This is a genomic window from Paenibacillus sp. 7523-1 (assembly GCF_002276415.1).
GTDB classification, from domain to species: Bacteria; Bacillota; Bacilli; order Paenibacillales; family Paenibacillaceae; genus Paenibacillus; species Paenibacillus illinoisensis_A.
This window is the reverse complement of record NZ_NPBR01000013.1, coordinates 63,559-86,363: the sequence shown is the minus strand read 5'-3', so window position 1 is coordinate 86,363 and position 22,805 is coordinate 63,559. Positions and strand designations below refer to the sequence as shown.

The following is a 22,805-nucleotide window of genomic DNA, read 5'->3' as shown; positions in this document are numbered from 1 at the left end:
CCTCTTGCCATTTATGCAATTGGACCATGAACGTATTCATAAGCGTAGATGGCGAGTTCGATGGCGACGCGTTTCTCGGGGAGGATATAGTCTTCTCCGAGCAAAGCTTCGATTTTGTCGAGCCGGTGATAGAGGGTCTGTCTGACAATGAATAGGGCAGTAGCGGTCTCCTGTTTGGAGCAGCACAGCACAAAATATTGCTTGAGTGTGCGCAGCAGCTGGCCGCCTTTCTCTGCATCATGCCGGATGACGGGGCCGAGGTATTCCTCAATAAAATCCTCCAGATTACCGCTCTGCTTCATCCCGGCGATGATGCGGTAACCATGGAGATTGCTGTAAAACGGCTGCTGCATGGGTCCGGTATCCTTTTGAATGCGCAGCGTTTCCTTCGCCGTATCGAGGCTGTCCTTGAGTCGTGACAAATCGGCACAGCTGTGACCAATGCCCAGCAGACCGGAGAACAGACGATGGGTCTGGTCCGTTTCGTGGTGCTGTAGCTGCTCTATGCAGCGCCAGAGATGGCTTTTGCGTTGAGGACCTGGCTGAGGATCGAGAATGATCAGGATGATCTGATGATTCAATACCGTGCTGAACAGGGAGAACCCTTCCCTGGAGAATACAGAACGGGCGACGATATTGCGCTGGATAAGCAGCTTCTGCAGCTTGAGGCTGTCCGTATAATTCGGATTACTGTCAAACAAAACAACGGTGCCCTTGCTGGCAGCAAGCAGGGGGCTGGCGGACAGGTACTCTTGGATTTCCTTGGCCGTGTGATGTCCGTTCAGCCAGTCAATGACCCACATGTCCTCCTTATAACGACGCTTCTCTTCCATGTATTTGGTTCGCATCCAGTCCTGTGCAATAGCGGCTGCGCAGCGCTCCAGCGCCTGAATGACAAATTCATCAGTAGGCTTGTGACGCAGTGACTCAGGCTCGTGTTCGGGAAGTTTCTCAAGAAAGAGTACCAGGTCCGCGAAGGTATAATCGAGCGCCTGAACAGGCAGGGTATAGGCATCCATAGGCTGCTCCATACGATGGGAATGGCTTGATTGTCCTGTCTCAGGTGAATGGTTGCGCTGGCTTAACCAAGCCATTCTGCGGTTCTCCAATTGCTTTGGCGGACAATAAGGAACAGCACTGGCTTCCCCCTCGAGCGGGTATAATGCAACCGGGCAGCCGGTTGTGCGTGATAACAAGCGAAGCAGCGGCTGTACGCCGTCTCCGTTTAGCAGGAGCTGGTTGAACGAGGTAGTCAGATTGTCGAGTTCGGCGAGCATCCGCTGATGACTGCGAATCAGGGCGAAGTGCAGGTCTTGTGTAATATCAATGTAGCGGACTTGTTCATGGAACCAGATCAGTGGAAAGTCATCTGCTGCTGCGATTTCCTTCATCGCTCCAAGTTGTGACTTGGTGTGAATCCCCAGTTCGATACAGAGTCCAGCCGCACCACGGGCAATTAACTGCCGCAGGAAAGACAAACCTTGCTGCTCATCAGCCTGCCAGCCGATGCCGGTAGTCAGTACCAGTTCTCCTCCGTTTAACAGATCGCCCACATCCGGTACCTCCATAATATGGACCCAACGGACATACCTCTCCAGTGCCCGTTCACTGGCCAGTACCTCTGCCTTGCGAAATACAGGCCGTTTCAACATGTCTCTCATCTGAAGTTGGAGCGTCGTTTCCCCCATACAACCACCGTCCTTCCCCAATTGCATGCCGATTGCAATCCCGCCTCATGATGCAGGTTTCTGAAGAGCTTCTGTTATGTTGTGATGTACGAGCTGGATGACCTGTCTAAAATCCGTTAACTTACATAATTAAGCTATATTATAAGTCCGTTTACCGATGATGGGCTGAAATCTGACGCTGATTTGTTTTACATAACAAAATAAGCTCCTTTTTTTGTAATCTGGAATAATCCAGGTTCGGATGGGTGTTGTTTTACCTGACATTTAGGGAGGGAGCCCCTTAATGGCAAACCAAAAAACCTCCTGATCTCATTGGAATGGACAGTCATTAGTCATTCCAATGGAGAACTAGGAGGTTTATTATATTTCCGTATTGCTCTTTATGGACCGAAGTTCAATTGAACAGCTTAGTCTTCGATTCTTTTCTTCTTGAATTTCATCAGGAATTCATACACGATCGGCACAATAACCAGGGTGAGCAGCGTAGAGCTGATCAGACCGCCGATAACGGTAATACCCAGGCCTTTCGAGATGATTCCCGCACTTTCTTCCAGTCCGGTAACGAGTGGCAGCAAGGCGCCAATCGTTGCAAGTGCAGTCATCAGGATTGGACGCAGACGTGTTGCACCTGCTTCAAGCAAGGCTTCACGCGTAGACATGCCGTCTTTCTCCATGTGAATGACACGGTCGATCAGGACGATTGCATTGGTGACGACGATCCCGATCAGCATCAGTCCACCCATCATGGCAGAGACATCAATGGTGCCGCCAGCCAGGAACAGTCCTACCATGATACCAATAACGGTAAACGGCAGGGAGAACAGGATGGCGAATGGTGCGAGTCCGCCGCCAAATGTAACGACAAGTACAAAGTATACAATGGCGATGGCTGCCAGCATGGCAAGACCGAGTTGGGTAAAGGTGTCATTGATCTGCTCGGTTGTACCGCCAAATTTCACCTCAACGCCATCAGGCAGGTCCAGCTTGTCGATGTTATCCTGCAGGGTTTGTGAAGCCTTCTGCACATCGGAAGCCAGGATGGTAGCCGAAACTTGTGCAACGACTTTGCCGTCAATGCGCATGATCGAGTTCGGAGAAGTGCCTTCTTCAACATTTGCAACATCCTTGATCGGTACTTGGATGCCGAGCGGAGAAGTCACTGTCTCATTTTCAATGTCAGTGATGCTGTCGAATGTCTTCTGATCTGTCTCGACATACACTTTATAGGTTTTGTTATCAATATCCACTTCCGTCAGTACCGGGCGTTCCTGTACAGGGCTCAGTGCCATAGCCAATTGGCCTGCAGTCAGACCGAGCGAGCTCAGCTTTTCCTGATCTGCAACGAGGGTATATTGACCATACGTGTCAGAGAGTGTGGTGTCTGCTTTTTCGAAGTTTTCGGTATCTGCTTCAACCAGCTTGAACACTTCATCCGTGACAGGCTTAAGCTGTTCCACATTGTCGCCGTAGATGGAGATGCTCAGGCTGCTGCCTCCCAGACCGCCGGACATATCCAGTTCACTCCAGGTACCTACGGGAACTTCTTTACGCAAACCTTCTACAAGCTGTTCCTTCACTTGGCTGAAATCTTTGGTATCTTCATTGTATTCGATATAGAAGAGTGCCGAGTTCGAGCTTCCTCCACCCATGCTGCTCAGTGGATTGCTGCCGCCGATGGAATACTGCATTTTTTCCAGGCCAGGCTGCTTCAGCAAATATTTTTCAGCAGCAAGCGCTTCTTTTTCAACGTCTTCACGCAGGGAGCCGGTTTCCGGGCTGTATGTGATCGTTACATATTTGTCCTGCTGTTCTGGCAAGAAGCTTGCACCGATGAACGGATACAGGAACAAACTGCCGACGAGCAAGACTACGGCGATGCCGACGGTAATGATTTTGTGCGATAGTGTCCAGTTCAGCAGGCGTTTGTAACCCTCTGCCATCTTCCCTGGTTTTTCCTCATGATTTTGCTTGTTCTTCAGGCCTTTGCGGAACAGGGTATGAGCCAGCATCGGAACGATGGTGATCGCTACGAGCAAGGATGCCAGCAGCGCAAATACCATAGTTAATGCAAATGGCATGAAGAGCTCGCCTACCATACCGCTAACGAGTGCCAGTGGCAGGAACACGGCGATGGTTACAATTGTGGAAGAGAGGATCGGAATGAACATTTCACGAGTTGCTTCCCGGATCAGTTCACGGCCTTTCAGTTTCTCTCCCTTCAGGGTCAATCTGCGATAAATGTTCTCGATAACAACGATCGAGTCATCCACAACCCGTCCGATGGCAACGGTCATGGCGCCCAGTGTCATCATGTTGAGTGTGATGTCCATGAGCAGGAGCGCAGTCAATGCCATGAGCAAGGAGAGCGGGATCGAGATAATCGAGATAATGGTCGAACGTATATTACGCAGGAACAACAGGATAATCAGGATGGCAAACAGGGCACCAAAAACTGCTTTGCCAAGCATCGTATTGACGGAATCCTGAATCGGCTTACCTTGGTCAAGCAATACCGTCAGTTGGGCGTTTTTGAATTGCGACTGCAATTCTTCCGCTTTGTCTTTAACGGCATTCACGACATCCACGGTATTGGCGTCATTGGATTTCACGATGGAGATACCAATGGACTCCATGCCATCTGTCCGTGAAATGGATTCGGCCTGACCGATAACCTCAATGTTCGCGATCTCGCTTAATTTCACCGTAGGAATTCCTGCGGCATTGGCAGCACCGGAGGCACTGCCTGCACTTGCATTTCCACCCGCGGATGGTGCGGCAGACGGGGTTGACCCCTGTGCGGCATCCGGAGCTGTTGCTTGACCTGCAGCACCGCCTGCTTGAGCAGATGGATCTGCTGCTGCACCTGCGCCGCTAGGCACCACAGGAATGGCAAGGTTCTTCAGGTCATCGAGATCAATGATATTACCATCAACCACAACGGCTTTCTGTGCTTCGTCCAGTTCGAACAATCCGAGTGGAACGCGGACAGAGGAACCTTGAACGATGCCGTTAACGGTATCTTCTGTCAGGCCGAGTTCATTCATTTTGTCCTGGTTGAACTTCAGTTGGACTTCCTTGACATACTGACCGGAAACCTGTACTTGGGCTACACCGTCGATATCTTCGAGTGCAGGCTGAATATCGGATTCAACGAGTCTGGTCAACTGCTCCAGATCTCCGCCGTCCTTATCGGACAAGCTCAGTGAGACAACCGGGAATGAATTGATGCTGAATTTGGAAATGGTCGGTTTCTGTACACCGTCTGGAAGCTGCACTTCATTTAGCGCCTCGCGAACAGCTGCTGTAGCGTTGTTCAGATCTGTTCCATAATCAAATTCCAGTGTGATGGAAGCAGCATTCTCCATGGATGTGGAAGTGAGTGTCTTGATTCCCTCCACATTGCGCAGAGTCTGTTCCAGCGGCTTGGTCACATCTTCTACGATACCCTCTGGAGCCGCTCCGGGATCAATCGCCGTGACACTTAGAAATGGCACATTGATGTTTGGGATGGTTTCCTGTTTCATCGTCAGTCCGCTGTACAAACCAGCGAAGGAAATGATAATGGTCAGGATCCAGATCGCAAACTTGTTGTTCAGTGAAAAATTAATGATTCCTTTCATACGATGGTCTCTTCTCCTCTCTGTTCTCCCTGTTTCTATTTGTTTGACGAGTCAGCCTGGATGAACCGGCTATACATGGCATCCAGAATATGCTGAAGCTCGGAGTGCAACGATTCGATGGCTGGAATGTTCTCTAGGTTGTGCATCATGCCCAGGATAATCGCCCGGCGCGGCGTGAATTCCATCATTTCCTGCTTGAGAATGGCAATGGTTTCTAGCGCATCGTTTCGGGATTGTCCTGCGGACAGATCGGTAGTTACGATATCCTGCATCTGTTTGATGATGTGAATGGGATGGCGCATCATGGTGGAATCCGATTTGGATTCGCTGGTCCATGCCGGCCAGTTTTCCAAGCTGATCAAAGGCTCAGGTCGCTGATCCAGCAAACCGTACGCTGCATAATCCATCGTTTGCAGCAGATTTGCGGCCATTTTGGATACGGTAAGGGAAGGCATCTCCGTAAACCAGATCTTGACGTAGGACAGGAAAAGGCCGTGCGTCAGCAAAATAAGATCCACAGTATATGGCTCAATCTCGGGACCGTACAGATCCTCCAGCTTATCCTTGAACCAGTGCAGGGTTCGGATCTCCATATCCCTGTGATGTGGGTCGCATTTCCTGCCGGGATGCTGCTGTTCATCATCCATCATCATGCTGCGCAGCTGCACCCGAAGGAACTCTTTTAATTCGGATACATGAATTAGCAGCGTCTCAATCTGCTTGTGCAGACGTTCTCGTGATGTGAGGCCAGCCTCATGTTCAATCTGTGACATTTCATCCAGCAGGGTATAGATGCAGTACTCCATCGTACTGGCTTCCAATTCCTCTTTGGATTTAAAAATTAGGTAGAGGCTTCCCTTGGACATGCCGCATAGCTCCGCAATTTCCTGCATGGACGTTGCAGCACTGCCTTTGGCAGAAAACAGCTTGAGAGCTGTCGTTATAATGAGTTTTTTCTTCTCATTCATTTCATGAATTGGGTTCATTAACGATACCTTCACCTCATCTGCGGAACTTATGAGTTCTTGAATTGACTTTAGGGTCAGAACAAGTATAAACGAAGTGGAAGGGCGAATTCAAATGGTAGGGAATTGGAAACTCGAACAATCAGAGCAGTCCCCTTTTTCAAGAAGGAGAGAGAGGTGGAAGTGAGCGTTGTCGCGGATAAATGTAAGAACTATGCTCCATTCCCGAAGGCATGTATGGCCAGAATAATGATGGCTGTCAGTGCGACCAGATAAAATGCAGCCAGGAGGGCTAAGGATGAATAGCCTGCAAGCGTGCTGAGACGGACCAACCATTTCTTCATACAAATCATCCTTTCCACATTCACAGAGTCCATATGCCTATTTACATGATATACCAAAAAGACGACTTCCAGATGGAAGTCGCCCTAGTTTTTACAGAATGAATACCATATTTACGTAATCAGTTTCAGTCCGACTGCGGCCACCAGAATCATGGCAATGAACAGCAGCCTTTTGACCTCCTTGCGCTCGCCGAACAGGAACATGCCGGTTAATGTGCTGCCTACGGTACCAATGCCTGTCCAGACAGCGTAGGCGGTGCCCATCGGAATGGAGGTCATCGCATAGGACAGCAGCGAGAAGCTGAATACAAAGGAAATGAGCATAAGCACGATATAAGGCCAGCCCTTTTTGGTCGAAGCGCCGTTGATTCCGATTACGCCAAAAATCTCACAGATACCTGCGCCTACGATTGCTAACCATGCCATTATGCCACACCTTCTTTCGCTTCTTCTTGTTGATCGGTCACCAGCTTCAGTCCGATTACGCCACAGAGCAGCAGTCCGATCAGCAGGATTTTGGCCAGACGGAATGGCTCCCCGAACAGCAGCATTTCCGCAAGCACGGTGCCTGCGGTACCGATTCCGGTAAATACGGCATAGACCGTGCCTACCGGCAATCTCTTGGAAGCTGCGATGATTAGGGCGAAGCTGATGATGATGGCTGCAGCGGTCAGCGCCCATTCCCATAGATTGGAGGCATGCTTCAGTCCACTTACCCAGATAATTTCGATGATGCCTCCGATAAATACATATAACCAATTGCGGTTCATGATGATGATTCTCCTTCCAGCACGATCTTCTGTGCCTCTTCGTTCAAATGATGAATGCCATGCCAAAAGACAGGCCATGCCGCCTCAAGACGTCTATTGTAACGGCGTGAACTTCCATAGATGATCTCCACGGTAATTCCATCGAGAGAAGTCATAAAGGCAATGGCAGCTTGTTCCGTTGGAATCGAAGGTAATTCTCCATGACGTACCGCTCGCTGCAGGAGCCGGTTCAGTGATCGCTCCATGCCATCCAGAAATGGATGCGCGATGTCCATGACTTCGTTGTACAGTCCGGGAGGGGGGAAGTAGGACATGCGCAGCATCAAGCGTGTTGAAGGGCTGGCGTTATACTCCTTTTCGAACCAGGGAAACACACCCTTAAGTCTGTCTTCCAGGGGAAGTTCGGCATGATCGCGGAAATATTCCAATGTATGGCGTTTTACTTCTTGAAAAGCATGAGCCAGTGCCTGGAGGAACAAGTCTTCCTTGCCGCTGAAGTGAGCATATATGGACGGTTTCTTAATTCCTACATCGTCAGCAATAGCGCGAAGGGAGGCCCCTTCATATCCATCTCTGGCAAAGTGGAACAAGGCTGCGTTACGAATGGATTGTGCTGTCATTTTATTCACCTTCCTAACGGTCGTTAGGAGACCATATTTTCATATTTTACATCAGATGTCAAGTCTATTTAAAAAAGCCGCCTGCAGAAATTTCACAGGCGACCAATACACAGCTCAGAGTAGCTTAGAACGTGGTAAATCCCAATATGAGCTGCAGTTTATAGAGAATTCCCTTCAGGAAAGTGGTTTTCTCCTGGAATTCGTCCAGATTCAGAGTGAACTCGGCATCCTCATTATTCCACACGCGTTCAAAATAATCCGCCACATTGCGACTGAACTCATTATCCGCAGGCGCAGCGACCCATAGTTCATTTTCAAGATTATAGTCATTCATGTTTCGAGGCGTAAGGTTGGTTGATCCACCAAGCACAATATGATCCCCGGTGGCTTTGGCAATATACAGCATTTTGGTGTGATACTGCTCCTTGGTTGTGTTGTACCAGCGGATTTGGATCTTGCCATCCGATTTATTATGCAGCTCGGCGGCTACAGGCCGATTCGGAATACCGATTTTCTCCTGACCAAATGCATTCTCGTTTGGATCGAGCACCAGCCGGATATCTACTTCTCGTTTGGAAGCATCAAGCAATGCGTCCAGTACTTTTGGAGAAGCAATGTAGAACATGCCCATCCACAAGGTATCCCCTTTTTCCATCAGTTTGATCTCATGCAATACGGCATCATTCACTTTTCCTTCCGTCAGATAGCGAATGCGCAGATCGCCTTGGTTTGGATCGGTGGAAGGAGCTGTGTAGGAAGGAACCTGACCTCCCCCTGATATGTCCAGTACGGCTTGTTCCGAATGAAGTATATCTCCAATGACGGGTCCAGTTACTTCAAACGCCACATTGGAGTGGTAGGCACTTGCATCATGGATGTTGCCTGAGGAGACAATCGCTTTTTTCTCACTGGCTACGACCTTGCGATGATTGGCTTTTACATTAAGCAGCTTAAGGTAAGAGCGCATGGTAACGTCCGGGCCATCGCTTGCCATCAGATTCGGAATCCAGCCATCACCCGACTGGCCAAACCATTGAAAGAACGTACGCCAGACTGCAGAGTATACGGGCGTCGAATCCCGGAGTGGATCCACATTGGTAATCACAACTTCAATGCCGGCCTGCTTCATTCGCTCCAGCAGTTCATTGGGTGCCGAATTATAATTGGTGTTCACTTCATCCGTAATGAACAGAATCTGCATGTCGGGATGCTGCTTTTTTTTGGCGACCAGAGCATCTGTGAATTCTACGCTAACCGGCGGAAAGTGCTGACCCTTATGCTGATAGTTGTTAAACAGGAACATATCCACCACCACAAATTGCTCCGCCTCCTCCACAATCTGCAGCATGCGCTGAAAAATCTGCTGCTCGTGTTCCATCTGCCCGTCTGCCGACGGATAAGTGAGATCATGAAGGAATGCCACCTCATCTACGCGATATTCTGGGCTTTCATAGGAAATGCCTGCGGGAAGTGGTTTGTAGGTTTGATATAACATGACAGCCACAAGCCATAGAATAAGGAGTCCAAGAGCTGTTCGTATGTATGGAAAACGACGTCTGGATGTTTGGTGTTCTGATGATGAGCGCCTTGTAGTAAACAACGGCATATCCCCTTTCTGTAAACGTGCTGACTACTATTACCACTCTGTCATGAACATTGACGCAGGCTGCGCAGGGGACAGAGAGAAATGTAGATTTATCGATATATGATTTGCCTGAATGCAATCGACAGGTGTGTGGCCGTTGTGTATAATGAGTGTATTATTTTTGTAGAATGTTGGGATTTCCATATACCTGACAAGGACGGAGGAAGTATTCGTTAACCTATAGACGGTCGGGATATTTCAGAAAAGAGAGTGGGTAATCAAGTGTATTCCATCAAACAAGTCGCTGCCATGCTGGACATTCCAACGGTTACGCTCCGGGCTTGGGAGAATCGGTACAGTGCGGTAACCCCTGAACGGACAGAATCAGGTTATCGGTTGTACACGGATGAAAATGTTGAAGATTTGCGTTGGCTGAAGGAGCAGGTTGAACAGCATCAGACCAACATATCAGAAGCCGTACGCATGTTAAAAGAAAACAAAGCAACACCACCAGAAGCGGTCATTCCGGCCCCGCTTACTGCACCTGTTCCCACAATGGAAGAGGCCTACTTACGCATGGCTGATCAGATATACGACTCGCTCTACCATTTCCAAGGTGAACGTGCCAACGGGTTAATTGATTTTGGTTTCACCATGTATGGATATGATTCGATGTTTTACCATGTGCTTGTACCCATTCTCGTTCGCGTGGGGGATGCATGGGAGCAGGGCAGAGCATCAGTCGCACAGGAGCACTTTATGACCCAGCTTATCTCACAACGGTTCTATCAGTTTTTCCATCTGTTCCCGATCTATCCGCATCTGCCCAAAGTTCTGGCGCTATGTCCGGAGGGGGAGCATCATCAGGTGGGATTGCTGTTGTTCTCGTTGTTTATGCGCAAAAATGGAGCCGAAGTATTATATCTCGGTGCCAATACTCCCGAGGAAGGGGTATTCCCTATAATCCGGGAGCAGAAGATCAAGCTGGTCTGCCTCTCCATTACGAATCCAGCCTTAAGCGAGCAGTGTGACCGGCTTGTCGATCGCATTATGACTGAGTTTCCGCATATGCGCTTTATCCTTGGAGGCAAGGGTTATGAGAACAATGAGAATGCAGCTTATCCGGAGTGGATCATGCCGGAGGATTCATCAGACTGGCAGGCATGGCTTGAGCGCGAGTATCTGACCGACAATCCAACCCGAACACAGGGCTAAGCGCCCATTCATCGGACGATTAGTGTATGTGACCGAAGAGTTGAATAAGCGAATGTTCTCCTATAATAATGTAGGGCTATGGTTGAAAAGGCATCCTTTGACGCAAGTGCGTCAGGGGGTGTCTTTTTTTGAAATTAACGATCATTTTTGCAGTTATTTGACCCATGAGTCATATTTATGTTTACAAGTTCGTATAATATTTGTATTATATTTGTATAACGTTTCAGCTATAATCCGCTTCGGTGATTCTTCAAAGGTTTAATAATAGACTAAGAATGGTATAAGTGCGTTTCGGACCATAAGAAAGGTGAGTGGCATGATATCTAATCAGCAACGTAAACGTGCGGCTGTAATTGGTGCGGGTCCAGGCGGGCTTGCAGCGGCCATGTTATTGTCCGGTCAGGGATATGAAGTGGACGTTTATGAGAAACAACCGGTGATTGGTGGACGCTCTGCCAGGCTGGAGCTCGGAGAATACCGATTCGACCGGGGCGCGACGTTCTTGATGATGCCCGGGCTGCTTGAAGAGATGTTCGAGTTGGTAGGACGCAAACTATCCGATTACGTGGACCTGAAGGAACTGACGCCCTTGTATGCCCTGAACTTCGGGGATAAGGTGTTCACGCCTTCCCGTAATCGTGAAGATACTGCTGCTCAGATCAAGGAATTATTCCCTGGTAATGAAGACAATTACCTGAGGTTCATGCAGGATGAGGAAGTTAAGTTTGGTAAAGTCATGCCTTTGCTGCGTCGGCCTTTCGGCAAGCTGACAGATTATCTGCGCAAGGATGCGGTAACGGCTCTTCCGAAGCTGGACGTGAACAATACCGTCTATGGAATCCTGTCCCGTTATTTTACTGACGAGCGTTTGCGCTGGGCCTTTACGTTTCAATCCAAATATTTGGGCATGTCTGCCTGGGATTGTCCGGGTACATTCACGATTCTGTCATTCATCGAGCACCATTATGGGCTGTTTCATCCGATTGGCGGTGTAAATCGCGTATTCCAGGGCATGGCTGACATTGTAAAGGAATATGGTGGGCGTATACATACATCCTGCCCGGTGAAGAAGGTTATCGTGCACAATGGCCGTGCGGAGGGCCTACTGCTTGAGAACGGTGAACGTATTGAAGCGGATCACGTGGTCGTTAATGCCGACTTTGCCCATGCGGTGAACCATCTGTTCGAACCAGGTGTGCTTAAGAAATATACCCCGGAGAAAATGAAACGCAAGAAGTACTCCTGCTCTACTGCGATGCTCTATCTGGGAGTAGACGGCGAGATTGATCTGCCGCATCACTCGATTTATTTTCCCGAAGATTACCGATTGAACGTGGATGAGATCACGAAGCACAAAGTGTTGTCCGCTGACCCGTCTCTATATATTCATAACCCTTCCAAACTCGATTCGACACTCGCACCTGCAGGAAAATCTGCATTATATGTGCTTATGCCCTCTCCGAACCTTACAGGGGACATTGATTGGGATGTGGAACGAGAGAATGTACGCGAGGCGATGATGCAGCGGCTTGAAGCGATCCCGGAGCTCGCAGACATTCGGAGTCGTATCGAAGAGTCCATGATGTTTACCCCGCTTGACTGGGAAAATGAACTGGATGTGTACCGAGGTGCGACATTTAACATGGCTCACAATCTGGGTCAGATGATGTATCTGCGTCCGCATAACCAGTTCGAAGAGCTGAAAGGGGTATGGCTGGTCGGCGGTGGAACCCACCCGGGCAGCGGACTGCCTACCATATTTGAGTCTGCTCGAATCAGTGTCAGGCTGATCCAGGAAGAGGATGCCAAAACCCGCTCGAACCGGTCTTCTTATGTGAAAACCGCTGAAGCCGGAGGTCATTCATGAAGTGGGCAGCCATTGTAGGAGCAGGCATTGGCGGGCTGACCTCGGCACTGCTGCTGAATCAGCAGGGCTGGGACGTCACCGTTTACGAACGGGGTTCCCGGGTTGGCGGACGCATCGGCTACGAACAGAACGGGGAATATCGGATTGACCAGGGTCCAACCATCGTACTTCTGCCCGACATGCTGCATGGCATTCTGGAGGAGGCTGGCGTGGATCGCTCCAAAGTGGAGCTGCTCCGCTGTGATCCGTTATACAGGGTTCACTACAGCAGCGGACGCGTCATGACCAAGATGACAGATCGCGGTCAGCAGGCCGAGGAGATTGAGCGGTTATTCCCAGGGGAGAGCCGAGGATTCACAAGATTCATGAGGGACATGGATACCCTGTTCCCGGCAGGACGGTCTGCTTTCCTGGAAAGAGCTTTTCCGCGGAAAAGGGATTTCTTCACACCGTCTCTCCTCTCCCTGATGGGCAGGCTCCGTGCACACAAAAGCGTACGTAAAGCCGTAGGAGATTATTTTCATCATGAGGAACTGGTTGACGCCTATTCACTTCAGAGTCTCTATATTGGCGGTTCGCCGTTCGGTACTCCGGGAATCTATTCCCTTCTTCCTTATGCAGAGCATGAATATGGAATCTGGATGGTGAAGGGTGGATATGCAGCATTACCGGGGATTCTGGAATCGGAACTGATCGCGCGTGGCGGGCGTGTTGTGCTGAATACGGAAGTAACGGGACTGCGTATTGAACACGGCGTTTGCCGAGGTATTGAAACGGCCGCAGGTTCGGAAGATGTGGACGCAGTCATCTATAATGGCGATTTCCCTCATCTGACAGGTCTACTCGGCGGCATACCGGAAGCAGTGCGCAAAAAGAAACCCTATCGTCCCTCATCCGGTTGTGTGTTGATTTATGTAGGGGTAGACAAGACCTGGGAAGATGCAACGACGCATCAATTTTTCCTGCCACCCAGTCTTGATGGAAGCTTGCGGGAAGTATTCAATCAGCGCCGTATTCCGGAACAGCCTTCATTTTATGTATTTAACCCGGTAGCTGTTGATGATTCCGCTGCGCCAGCCGGTCAAAGTGTTTTGTATTTTCTTGTTCCGGTGCCAGATGCGGAAGGTGTGGACTGGTCCAGGGAGAGTGGGGCTCTGGTGGAACGTGTTCTGGAGGAAGCGGAACAACGCGGTTTCCCGGGACTTCGTGCAGCGATTAGGTGGAAGAAGGTACGCACGCCAGCAGATGCCGAGCGAGATGGACTCTACGGCGGTGGAAGCTTCGGTATTGCACCAATTCTGTTTCAATCGGGCGTGTATCGGCCGCAGCCGAAGCCGTTTCCGACGATACGCGGATTGTACGCAGCAGGAGCATCGGTGCATCCAGGCGGTGGCGTTCCGATCGTAATGCAAAGTGCACGCATGGCCGTCAATCTACTCATGAAGGAGATGGGAACATGAATGAAATGATTTTGAACAGGTGCGAAGAGTTGATGCAGAAGGGATCTTCTTCTTTTTATCAGGCTTTCAGAGGCTTGCCCAGTCCGCGCCGTGAAGCGGTGTATGTGATCTATGCATTTTGCCGCATCATTGATGACAGTGTGGATGAACCGGAGAAGTCGATGTATACCATACATGAGATTCGGGATCATTTTGAATATCTGGAAGAGGCAGAGGGTCATTTTATCTGGCCTGCATTGAGATGGTTATTCTCGAACTTTCCCCACCTGGACAAAGGACCTTTCTTTCGGCAGATGGATGGACAGATGACCGATCTCGAGGTAACTCACTATGCAACGATGAAGGATTTGGAGCATTACTGCTATCTTGTAGCAGGAACGGTAGGGGAGATGCTGCTTCCTGTGCTGCGTGATGACAATGGCGCCGAAGTGGCTGTAAACGGCATTGCTCTTGGCAAGGGCATGCAGATTGTCAACATTATTCGTGACGTGGGGGAAGATCGGGCAAGAGCACGCCGTTATGTTCCGCTCGAAATCATGGAAAAGCATGGGTACTCCGAAGAGGATTGGGCAGAAGGTATTGTGGACGAACGGTTTGTAGCCATCATTCAGGAATTGAAAGCCTCAGCACTCGAATGGTTCCGTCTTGGCATGGATCGGCTGGAGACTTATCCTACGGAAAGTGCATTTGCCATTGAACTGGCGGCAGCCTTCTACTCCACTATATTACATGCGGTAGAACGTAACGAATATGACGTATATAACAAACGGGCATTTGTGACCGATGAGCTGAAATTGGAGATGCTTGGAGCCATTGTGAAACGTTATCCGGTACTCGCCTATCAGGCTTCCCGTACGGCGGTCTCCTGATGATTCAGGGTCTGTATTGGGCATGGTACATCATTGGAGCCACGCTAATGCTAACCATTGGAGTACCTAAACCATTATCGTTTTCCAACGGACTGTTTCTTGTGTTCTATGCACTTTATGTCGTGGAACTGATCTATCAGGGACGAAGAAGGAATGGAATGTCCGACCAGTCAGTCATATGGAAGAAGCCAGGACTATGGGTGTCTTCTGCCATTCTGTGGCTGGGTGGCATGGGGATCGAGTGGATTGGTGTCCATACGAATTGGCCCTTTGGTGAATATGGCTATTCAGACTTCTTCGGCATTCACTTGTTCAGTGTGCCGGTTACCCTGGGATTTGCCTGGATCGCCGTCGTCGGGAATTCTGCGCTGTTAAGCGGCGGGGGTTCGACATGGAAGGGAAAGCTGATTCGGGCGATCAAGACCGGCTTCTGGGCTATTTTGCTGGATCTGGTATTGGATCCGGTTGCGCACGCCAGAGGTTTCTGGCATTGGGAAGCCCCTGGTGGCTTCTATGGCGTCCCTTGGTCCAATTACATCAGTTGGTTCATTATGGGTGCATTCCTGTCGCTCTTTCTTCCAGCCATGCCTGCTGACCGCAGTTCGCTGCTGCGGGCAAAGTGGCTGTATCAGTTGTTTATCCTGCTATTCGGTCTGCTCGCATGGAAGGAAGGCATCACAGGCAGTTTCATCATTGCGCTTGTGGGCATGCTGCTAGCAGAAGGGAGCTGGTTCTATGATTCCCGCCGCAAAATCAAAACCGTTTAACCGAATGTTTTATTTATACAATCAGTATTACTTGCTGCGTCGTCGCTTTCGTTCGTTCACGCTATCGGGGACGCTGGATCCACAGTTTGACAGCGTGTCAGGCTCTACCATTGACCCGAACTGGCCTGTTCTCTATTTCATGAATCATAGCTCCTGGTGGGACGGACTGCTGCTCTATCATGCATCCCGCCGTACTTCAACAGGGGATCATTACGTCATGATGGAAGAGAGGCAGCTGCAGCAGTATGCCTTCTTTCGCAAGCTCGGCGCGTACTCCATCAACAAGGAGAGCGCTTCTGCGATCCGAAAGACCATGCAGTACACAACAGGCCTGCTTCAATCCGGCAAAAGGGTGTGGATCTTTCCGCAGGGTGAAATCCTGCATCAGGATGCAAGACCCATTCGATTTCGCCCCGGCATCGGGTTACTGCTTCGCCGCTCTCCGCAGACGCTAGCCGTTCCTGTGACCCTGTGTCATGGTATGGTTCAGCATGATATGCCGGAGGTTTCGATGCTCGCCGGTCCGCCTCTAATGGAAGACTGGCATGTATGGAAGAGCGAGGAAATTGCAGCCAGGCTTGGCCGGGTGCTGGAACAGCAGTTAGATGAGCATAAGTCTCAGCTGGTTCGCATCGGACAAGGGAGTCTGCCGGGGGCAGTTTCCCTGATTCGTAACGGAAGATCCACAAGTGAAAAATACGATGCAGCACGAAAGCGGGGGGTCCGTTAACATGAGTGCATCCGAAATATTATGGATCATATTGACAACTGCACTCGGTGTGCAGTTGATTTTTGCTCTCTGGAATGCGACCTGTCTTCCCAAAATTCGTTCGTTCTCTGCAGACCGGCTGCTGCACCAGGATACGCTCGTATCTGTCCTGATTCCGGCTCGGAATGAAAGGCTGCATATTGAAGGATGCCTGGAGAGTGTACTCGCAAGCAACACAACCGGCTACCGGATGGAAGTGCTTGTACTGAATGATCGTTCCGAGGATGAAACGGCGGCATTGGTTCAGGAGATTGCGAATCGGGATGCGCGTGTGCAGCTGCTTGATGGGGTGGAGCCGCCACCTGGTTGGATGGGCAAGTCATATGCGTGCCACCAACTGGTTCAGGAGGCCAAAGGCGAGTGGTTTATGTTCGTTGACGCGGATGTAAGGCTTGAGCCAGAGGCTATTCGGCAGACCGTAGCTGCCGGCTGTGAGATGGGGAGAGGTCTGGTGACAGGGTTTCCCTATCAGGTGGCCAAGACCTGGATGGAGAAGCTGGTCGTACCGATGATGGTATTCACGATCATCAGTCATCTTCCCATCTTCATGATACGCAGATCATCAAGTCCGCTATTTGTAGCAGCAACCGGAGCCTTCCTACTGATTCATCGTTCGAGTTACGAAGCTTCCGGTGGCCATGCAGCCATTCAAGGAGATCTGGTGGATGACATGAGTCTGGCGAAGGCGGTCAAGCGTGCAGGTCATCCAGTTATGCTGGCGGATGTGCATGAATTGGTCAGCACGCGGATGTATCAGAATGGGACCGAAGTATGGAACGGGTATAAGAAGAACATGTACGAAGGAACGGGACGCAGGGATGTGCTCCTGCTGGGTACCCTAGTTATGTATACCTTAATGTACCTTGTCCCTCCACTTGGATTGCTGTTCGGATTACTGTCAGGAAGCTCTGTAGCTATCATGTATGGACTTATTGGCACGCTGCTGGGCATGGGGGTGAAAAGGGTGGCAGACCAGACAGGAGGCCAACCCTGGTGGCTTGCATGTCTGCAATCTGTCAGCATGGCCTGCGTGATTGGTATTGGAATGGCATCCTGGCGTGCCGGTCGCTCAGGGAAAGGATACGTTTGGAAAGGCAGGCGGTATAGTTGAGCAGAAAAGTGGTCATTATTGGCGCGGGCTTCGGTGGCTTGTCCTGTGCCATTCGCCTTGCATCACAAGGCATACAGGTAACCATGCTGGAGCGTCAGACACATGTGGGTGGCAAGCTGCAGCAAGTGGAACGGAACGGATATCATTTTGACCGTGGTCCAAGTACGATTACGATGCCTTCCACCTTCCGCTCTGTCTTTGAACATGCAGGTACCAAAATGGAGGATTACGTCCAGCTGTATGAGCTGGAGCCCCGAACACGCAATGTATTTGCAGACGGTACCGTCGTGGATCTGTCCGGCAAGCGTGAATGGATGGAGGAACAGATTGCAGTGTACAGTCCGGAAGATGCACTGCGTTACGATGCATTCATGGATGAATCTGCAGCGCTTTATGCGGAAGCCGATCGTCATTTTCTTGGCAAACTGCTGCTGACCGCAAAAGACAAGTACAATCTCCAGATGCTTCGCAGCTTGCTGCGCGTGCGCCCGGCCGTGAAGCTCAATCAGCTGCTGCGATCCTATTTCAGTCATCCCAACACCTTGGCGCTGTTCGGTCGTTACGCGACCTACGTCGGATCATCGCCATATCAGGCTCCATCCATCTTCGCGATGATGGGCCATGTAGAGGCAGATGAAGGGGTATACGGTGTAAAAGGCGGAACCTATGAGCTGATCAAAGCCATGGCGAAGCTTGCTCAGGAAAAAGGAGTACGCATAATGACGGGCACCGAGGTCCGGCAGATTATCGTTCGGCATGGGAAGGTCATCGGTGTGGATACGGATCGAGGCTTCCACGAAGCCGATCAGGTGGTGGCCAACGGGGATGTGCTCAGTGTAAACCGTCTCCTGCTTGCGCCGGAACATCGGAAGCAGATGAGTGATGGCAGGATTCGCAAATATGAACCGTCCATTTCCGGTTATGTGACACTGGCTGGCGTGCGGAAGCAGTATGACTCCCTGCTGCACCATACTGTCTTTTTTCCGGATAGGTATGAACCGGAGTTCGAACATATTTTCCGTGAACGCAGGATGCCGCTGGATCCGACCATCTACATCTGTTATTCCGGTTATTCGGAGGCAGGTATGGCTCCGGCAGGAGCGAGTAATCTGTTTATATTGGTGAACGCCCCATATCTGTCGGATGCATGGAATTGGGAAGAGCAAACGGAACGCTACGGCGAGTTGGTACTGGATAAGCTTGAACAGCGGGGAATTACAGGATTAAAGCAATCCGATGTGTTAATACGGTACACACCACAGGATATTGAACGCGATACATTGGCGCATCAAGGATCGATCTACGGGATTTCCTCCAATTCAGTGAAGCAGACCTTCTCTCGCCCAGGGAACAAAAGCAAGGATGTACAGGGGTTATGGTACGTGGGGGGAACGACGCATCCGGGAGGCGGGACACCGATCGTAACGCTATCCGGACAGCTGGTCGGCGAGCAGCTAGCATCCTTGCTCTTATGATTCATCAGAGATGAACGGGTGCGCCCTTTCATTAGCATGTCCGGAACGGTATACTGGGTAGAGTTGACGCGTGGAAGATATCACCGGCGATTTACTAGGAATTTATTACTTGCAGAATTGTGCGTTACATATGAGCAAAAATAAAGCAAACAAATGCAGTATTTCAATTGAACGGAACCGGCAGGGGGTCCCTGTCCATCCGCACAATTTCTCACATAAGGAGGTCTCATCATGAATGAACAAGAGCGAGCCGGCAAGCGGCTGCTTCCCGAGGTGGCTACGGGGGAACGGAAGCTGGAGCATGTGCGCCTCTGTCTGGAAGAGAATGTGGCAGGAGAAGGGATCACGAGCGGAATGGAGCGGTACGTATTTCGTCATAACCCCCTGCCTGAACTGAATTTTGATGAGGTCAGTCTGAACACGATGTTTTTGGGGAAAGAGGTTCGCACACCGCTGCTCATCAGCTCGATGACGGGTGGAAGCCAAACGACAGGTGCCATTAACGAGCGGCTTGCCCGCGTGGCCAATGCCAGAGGCTGGGCGCTTGGCGTGGGTTCCATACGGGCAGCAGTGGAACAACCTGAACTGGCGCCGACCTTCGATGTACGGCGCTGGGCCCCTGACATCCCGGTGATCGCTAACCTTGGTGCAGTGCAGTTGAATTACGGCTTCAACACTGCTGACTTCCAGCGTGCGGTTGAGATCGCTGGTGCGGATGTGCTGGTACTTCACCTGAACGGTTTGCAGGAGATCTTCCAGCCGGAGGGCAATACGGACTTCAGCGGGTTGTTGAACCGGATTGAAGATCTGTGCCGTACGCTGGATGTACCCGTTGGAGTGAAGGAAGTAGGCTGGGGCATTGATGGAATAACGGCACAGCGACTGTATGAAGCGGGAGCGGCATTTATCGACGTGGCCGGAGCAGGAGGCACCAGCTGGGTGCAGGTGGAGAAATACCGGAACAACAACCCGGTTCGCCGGGCTGCGGCCGAGGCCTTTGCCGATTGGGGCATTCCCACTGCCGAGTGCATCCGGGAAGTCAGAGCACTAAATCCCGAAGGGGTTGTGATTGGCAGCGGCGGACTTCATCATGGAGTGGATGCAGCCAAGGCGCTCGCACTGGGTGCAGACCTGGCCGGTTTCGGCCGTTCCCTGCTCGAATCCGCAGTGGCTTCGGATGAAGCGTTGGATGGGCGGCTGGAGCAGGTAGAGTTCGAACTTCGTACGGTCATGTTCGGTATCGGAGCCGGGCGAATCGAAGATTTGCAGCAGACAGAGCGATTGGTCGAGCGGCGTTAATACGGAAGAGGGGCAACCTGTCATGTTCATACTGATGACATGGGGGAAGCCCTCTTTTTTATTATGAAAAGACAGAAGGATTACCAACACTCTTCTTTTACCGTGATATTGTCGTTGGTTACGTTGACATAGGTTTTGCCGGATAGATACTCCGTATAACCACAGACGACTTTGGTATGAATTTCCCCTCGGCTATCCGTAAATTGCAGGTGGACAGATGATTCTCCGGAAGGGCTAAGCCTAGGAGCGAACTTTACTTTATCACCGCTGGCGATGTCCTTCTTCAGCTTGTACACGGAGCCATCTCTTTCACTGTTAACCGGGCCTTCACCTTGGACCAGGCTTGCATTAACATTTGTAAGATCGAAGTCTGATTGATTGTGAATAGTGATCCTGAGCGATCGGAATTGGTCTATGGTTGGATACGCCATCCCTATGATGATTCCAATGAAGATAACCACACCCGCCAAGAGAATGATGATTTTCCTTGAAGGCCGTTTGCGACGTCTGTTCATCTTATATGTGCTCCTCTCGTTATGGTTAATAAACAATGGAAGTCTGATAAAAGTTATGCAGATTTTTTTTCACTTCATGTATGATGAACAATAAAACGTTTCAATAAGATAAGCCGTTAGAAGATTGAAAACGGAATTGGAACCCGGGAGGGAATACTATGGAGCTTGTATCCATGAATGATCAGGAGTTTGCGAATTTCCGAAAGCGTTCCATTGCGGATTTTGCAGTTGAGAAAGTAGAAGCAGGGGCATGGGCGGAGGAAGAAGCGCAGGAGCTCGCTGAGGCATCTTATGATCGCTATTTGCCTGAAGGAATGAACACGCCTGGAGCCTACATCTATAACCTGGTGCATCCGGTAGACGACAATGTGGGGTACATCTGGTTTAACATTACGGACAATCGCCGGGGTAAGGAAGCCTTTTTGCTCGATATTGTTGTCGAAGAGGCATATCGGGGCAAGGGGTATGGAACCGAAACGATGGAAGCACTTGAACAAGCTGCCCGCAGTCTTCATGTGGATCGAATTGGTTTGCATGTGTTTGGACATAATGTGCGGGCGAGCAGCTTATATCGCAAGATGGGGTACGAGATCACTGATCTGACGATGTACAAGGAACTTAAACGGTAGTCAGGCAGAAACGAAACCCGAAGTTCCTTGATGCCTCCGGGTTTGTCATATATAATGTATAGGATTATCCATACCGAACAAGTAATGAATGAGGAGTTGTCATATACATGGCTTTGAAAGCTGGAATCGTGGGCCTGCCTAACGTTGGTAAATCCACTCTGTTTAACGCAATTACACAAGCAGGTGCCGAGTCGGCAAACTATCCGTTCTGTACGATTGACCCGAACGTGGGGATCGTTGAAGTACCGGACGAGCGTTTGGACAAATTGACAGAACTCGTTGTGCCGAAGAAGACTGTGCCAACAGCGTTTGAATTCGTAGATATCGCAGGTCTTGTGCGCGGCGCAAGTAAAGGCGAAGGTTTGGGTAACAAGTTTCTTGCCCACATTCGTGAAGTCGATGCGATTGTTCATGTGGTACGCTGCTTTGTTGATGAGAATATCACACACGTAGATGGCAAAATTGACCCGGTAAGCGACATCCAGACGATTAATCTGGAGCTGATCCTGGCCGATATTGAAAGTGTTGAGAAAAAAATCGATCGCTCCAAGAAAAACATGAAGGGCGGCAACAAGCAGGCTGCTCAAGAAGTGGAAGTACTGGAGAAAGTGAAGGCAGTTCTGTACGAAGATAAGCCGGCACGCAGCATGGAATTGACAGACGAAGAGCGTCTGATCGTACGTGATCTGCACCTGCTTACCCTGAAGCCGGTTCTGTACGCAGCTAACGTAGCCGAGGATGAGATCGGTGATGTGGCGAACAATGCCTATGTGCAAAAAGTAAGAGAATTCGCGGCTGCTGAAAATGCAGAAGTGGTGCCGATCAGTGCAAAAGTCGAAGAAGAAATCTCCGAGCTGGAAGGCGAAGATAAACAAATGTTCCTGGAAGAGCTCGGTATCGAGGATTCCGGTCTGAACCTGTTGATCAAAGCCGCTTACAAGCTGCTGGGTCTGTACACATACTTCACGGCAGGTGTACAGGAAGTTCGTGCGTGGACGATCCGCAAAGGTACAAAAGCACCGGGCGCAGCGGGTGTAATTCATACAGACTTCGAGCGCGGATTCATTCGTGCAGAAGTCGTTTCCTACGAAGACCTGGTTGCAGCTGGTTCCATGAACGGTGCCAAAGAACGCGGACAGCTTCGTTTGGAAGGTAAAGAATATGTTGTCAATGACGGAGATGTTATGCACTTCCGTTTCAACGTATAATCGGTTAACCAATTTAAGCAGTACATGAT

At 50.3% G+C, this 22,805-nt stretch carries 20 protein-coding genes; 11 read left to right on the top strand and 9 right to left on the bottom strand.

The features are described 5' to 3' along the window. Positions 1–11 precede the first annotated feature (11 nt). The 8 genes from CHH60_RS15520 to CHH60_RS15490 all read right to left on the bottom strand — a co-directional run bounded on the left by CHH60_RS15520 (position 12) and on the right by CHH60_RS15490 (position 9,502). A complete protein-coding gene (locus CHH60_RS15520; protein WP_095359990.1) occupies positions 12–1,688 on the bottom strand; it encodes a PucR family transcriptional regulator in 1,677 nt (558 codons plus the stop codon). Positions 1,689–2,095: 407 nt separating this feature from the next. Beyond that, positions 2,096–5,308 carry an efflux RND transporter permease subunit gene (locus tag CHH60_RS15515; RefSeq protein WP_095359989.1) on the bottom strand — a complete coding sequence of 1,071 codons (3,213 nt, stop codon included), beginning with the start codon at positions 5,306–5,308 and terminating at the stop codon, positions 2,096–2,098. Between the two features lie 35 nt (positions 5,309–5,343). Then, positions 5,344–6,294, bottom strand: a complete 951-nt coding sequence (locus CHH60_RS15510) for a TetR/AcrR family transcriptional regulator (RefSeq protein ID WP_095359988.1) — start codon at positions 6,292–6,294, stop codon at positions 5,344–5,346. A gap of 191 nt (positions 6,295–6,485) precedes the next feature. Further along, positions 6,486–6,617 (bottom strand): hypothetical protein, encoded by a 132-nt coding sequence (locus tag CHH60_RS30250; protein WP_255247946.1) that lies wholly within the window; start codon positions 6,615–6,617, stop codon positions 6,486–6,488. A gap of 111 nt (positions 6,618–6,728) precedes the next feature. Continuing rightward, on the bottom strand, positions 6,729–7,043 hold the full coding sequence (locus tag CHH60_RS15505; protein WP_095359987.1) for a DMT family transporter: 315 nt from the start codon (positions 7,041–7,043) through the stop codon (positions 6,729–6,731). Beyond that, positions 7,043–7,387, bottom strand: a complete 345-nt coding sequence (locus CHH60_RS15500) for a DMT family transporter (RefSeq protein ID WP_095359986.1) — start codon at positions 7,385–7,387, stop codon at positions 7,043–7,045. The genes CHH60_RS15505 and CHH60_RS15500 overlap by 1 nt, the downstream gene beginning before the upstream one ends. Then, positions 7,384–8,007, bottom strand: a complete 624-nt coding sequence (locus CHH60_RS15495) for a TetR/AcrR family transcriptional regulator (protein WP_095359985.1) — start codon at positions 8,005–8,007, stop codon at positions 7,384–7,386. Before CHH60_RS15495 ends, CHH60_RS15500 begins: the two co-directional genes overlap by 4 nt. Before the next feature lie 124 nt (positions 8,008–8,131). Next, positions 8,132–9,502, bottom strand: coding sequence for a phospholipase D family protein (locus tag CHH60_RS15490; RefSeq protein ID WP_375335095.1), 1,371 nt, complete (start codon positions 9,500–9,502; stop codon positions 8,132–8,134). A 360-nt stretch (positions 9,503–9,862) separates the two neighbouring features. Here CHH60_RS15490 and CHH60_RS15485 point away from each other — a divergent pair, with 360 nt between their 5' ends. The 9 genes from CHH60_RS15485 to fni all read left to right on the top strand — a co-directional run bounded on the left by CHH60_RS15485 (position 9,863) and on the right by fni (position 20,424). Beyond that, a complete protein-coding gene (locus tag CHH60_RS15485; RefSeq protein ID WP_255247945.1) occupies positions 9,863–10,807 on the top strand; it encodes a MerR family transcriptional regulator in 945 nt (314 codons plus the stop codon). A 316-nt stretch (positions 10,808–11,123) separates the two neighbouring features. After that, positions 11,124–12,674 (top strand): phytoene desaturase family protein, encoded by a 1,551-nt coding sequence (locus tag CHH60_RS15480; protein WP_095359982.1) that lies wholly within the window; start codon positions 11,124–11,126, stop codon positions 12,672–12,674. After that, on the top strand, positions 12,671–14,134 hold the full coding sequence (locus CHH60_RS15475) for a phytoene desaturase family protein (RefSeq protein ID WP_095359981.1): 1,464 nt from the start codon (positions 12,671–12,673) through the stop codon (positions 14,132–14,134). The genes CHH60_RS15480 and CHH60_RS15475 overlap by 4 nt, the downstream gene beginning before the upstream one ends. Further along, positions 14,131–15,003, top strand: coding sequence for a phytoene/squalene synthase family protein (locus CHH60_RS15470; RefSeq protein WP_095359980.1), 873 nt, complete (start codon positions 14,131–14,133; stop codon positions 15,001–15,003). Before CHH60_RS15475 ends, CHH60_RS15470 begins: the two co-directional genes overlap by 4 nt. Continuing rightward, entirely contained in the window at positions 15,003–15,770 is a 768-nt protein-coding gene (locus tag CHH60_RS15465; protein WP_095359979.1) for a carotenoid biosynthesis protein, read from the top strand. The genes CHH60_RS15470 and CHH60_RS15465 overlap by 1 nt, the downstream gene beginning before the upstream one ends. After that, positions 15,739–16,500 carry a lysophospholipid acyltransferase family protein gene (locus CHH60_RS15460; RefSeq protein ID WP_095359978.1) on the top strand — a complete coding sequence of 254 codons (762 nt, stop codon included), beginning with the start codon at positions 15,739–15,741 and terminating at the stop codon, positions 16,498–16,500. Before CHH60_RS15465 ends, CHH60_RS15460 begins: the two co-directional genes overlap by 32 nt. A 1-nt stretch (position 16,501) precedes the next feature. Further along, positions 16,502–17,650 (top strand): glycosyltransferase, encoded by a 1,149-nt coding sequence (locus tag CHH60_RS15455; RefSeq protein WP_095359977.1) that lies wholly within the window; start codon positions 16,502–16,504, stop codon positions 17,648–17,650. Next, positions 17,647–19,125 carry a phytoene desaturase family protein gene (locus CHH60_RS15450; RefSeq protein WP_095359976.1) on the top strand — a complete coding sequence of 493 codons (1,479 nt, stop codon included), beginning with the start codon at positions 17,647–17,649 and terminating at the stop codon, positions 19,123–19,125. Before CHH60_RS15455 ends, CHH60_RS15450 begins: the two co-directional genes overlap by 4 nt. A gap of 231 nt (positions 19,126–19,356) precedes the next feature. Next, positions 19,357–20,424 carry a type 2 isopentenyl-diphosphate Delta-isomerase gene (gene fni / locus CHH60_RS15445; protein ID WP_095359975.1) on the top strand — a complete coding sequence of 356 codons (1,068 nt, stop codon included), beginning with the start codon at positions 19,357–19,359 and terminating at the stop codon, positions 20,422–20,424. An 80-nt stretch (positions 20,425–20,504) separates the two neighbouring features. Here the strand turns inward: fni and CHH60_RS15440 are convergent, their stop codons facing one another. After that, a complete protein-coding gene (locus tag CHH60_RS15440; RefSeq protein WP_095359974.1) occupies positions 20,505–20,939 on the bottom strand; it encodes a hypothetical protein in 435 nt (144 codons plus the stop codon). A gap of 158 nt (positions 20,940–21,097) precedes the next feature. Here CHH60_RS15440 and CHH60_RS15435 point away from each other — a divergent pair, with 158 nt between their 5' ends. Together CHH60_RS15435 and ychF are read left to right on the top strand one after the other, a co-directional pair. Continuing rightward, positions 21,098–21,568 (top strand): GNAT family N-acetyltransferase, encoded by a 471-nt coding sequence (locus CHH60_RS15435; RefSeq protein WP_095359973.1) that lies wholly within the window; start codon positions 21,098–21,100, stop codon positions 21,566–21,568. A gap of 107 nt (positions 21,569–21,675) precedes the next feature. Beyond that, on the top strand, positions 21,676–22,776 hold the full coding sequence (gene ychF / locus CHH60_RS15430) for a redox-regulated ATPase YchF (protein ID WP_095291196.1): 1,101 nt from the start codon (positions 21,676–21,678) through the stop codon (positions 22,774–22,776). The last annotated feature ends 29 nt before the right edge of the window (positions 22,777–22,805 follow it).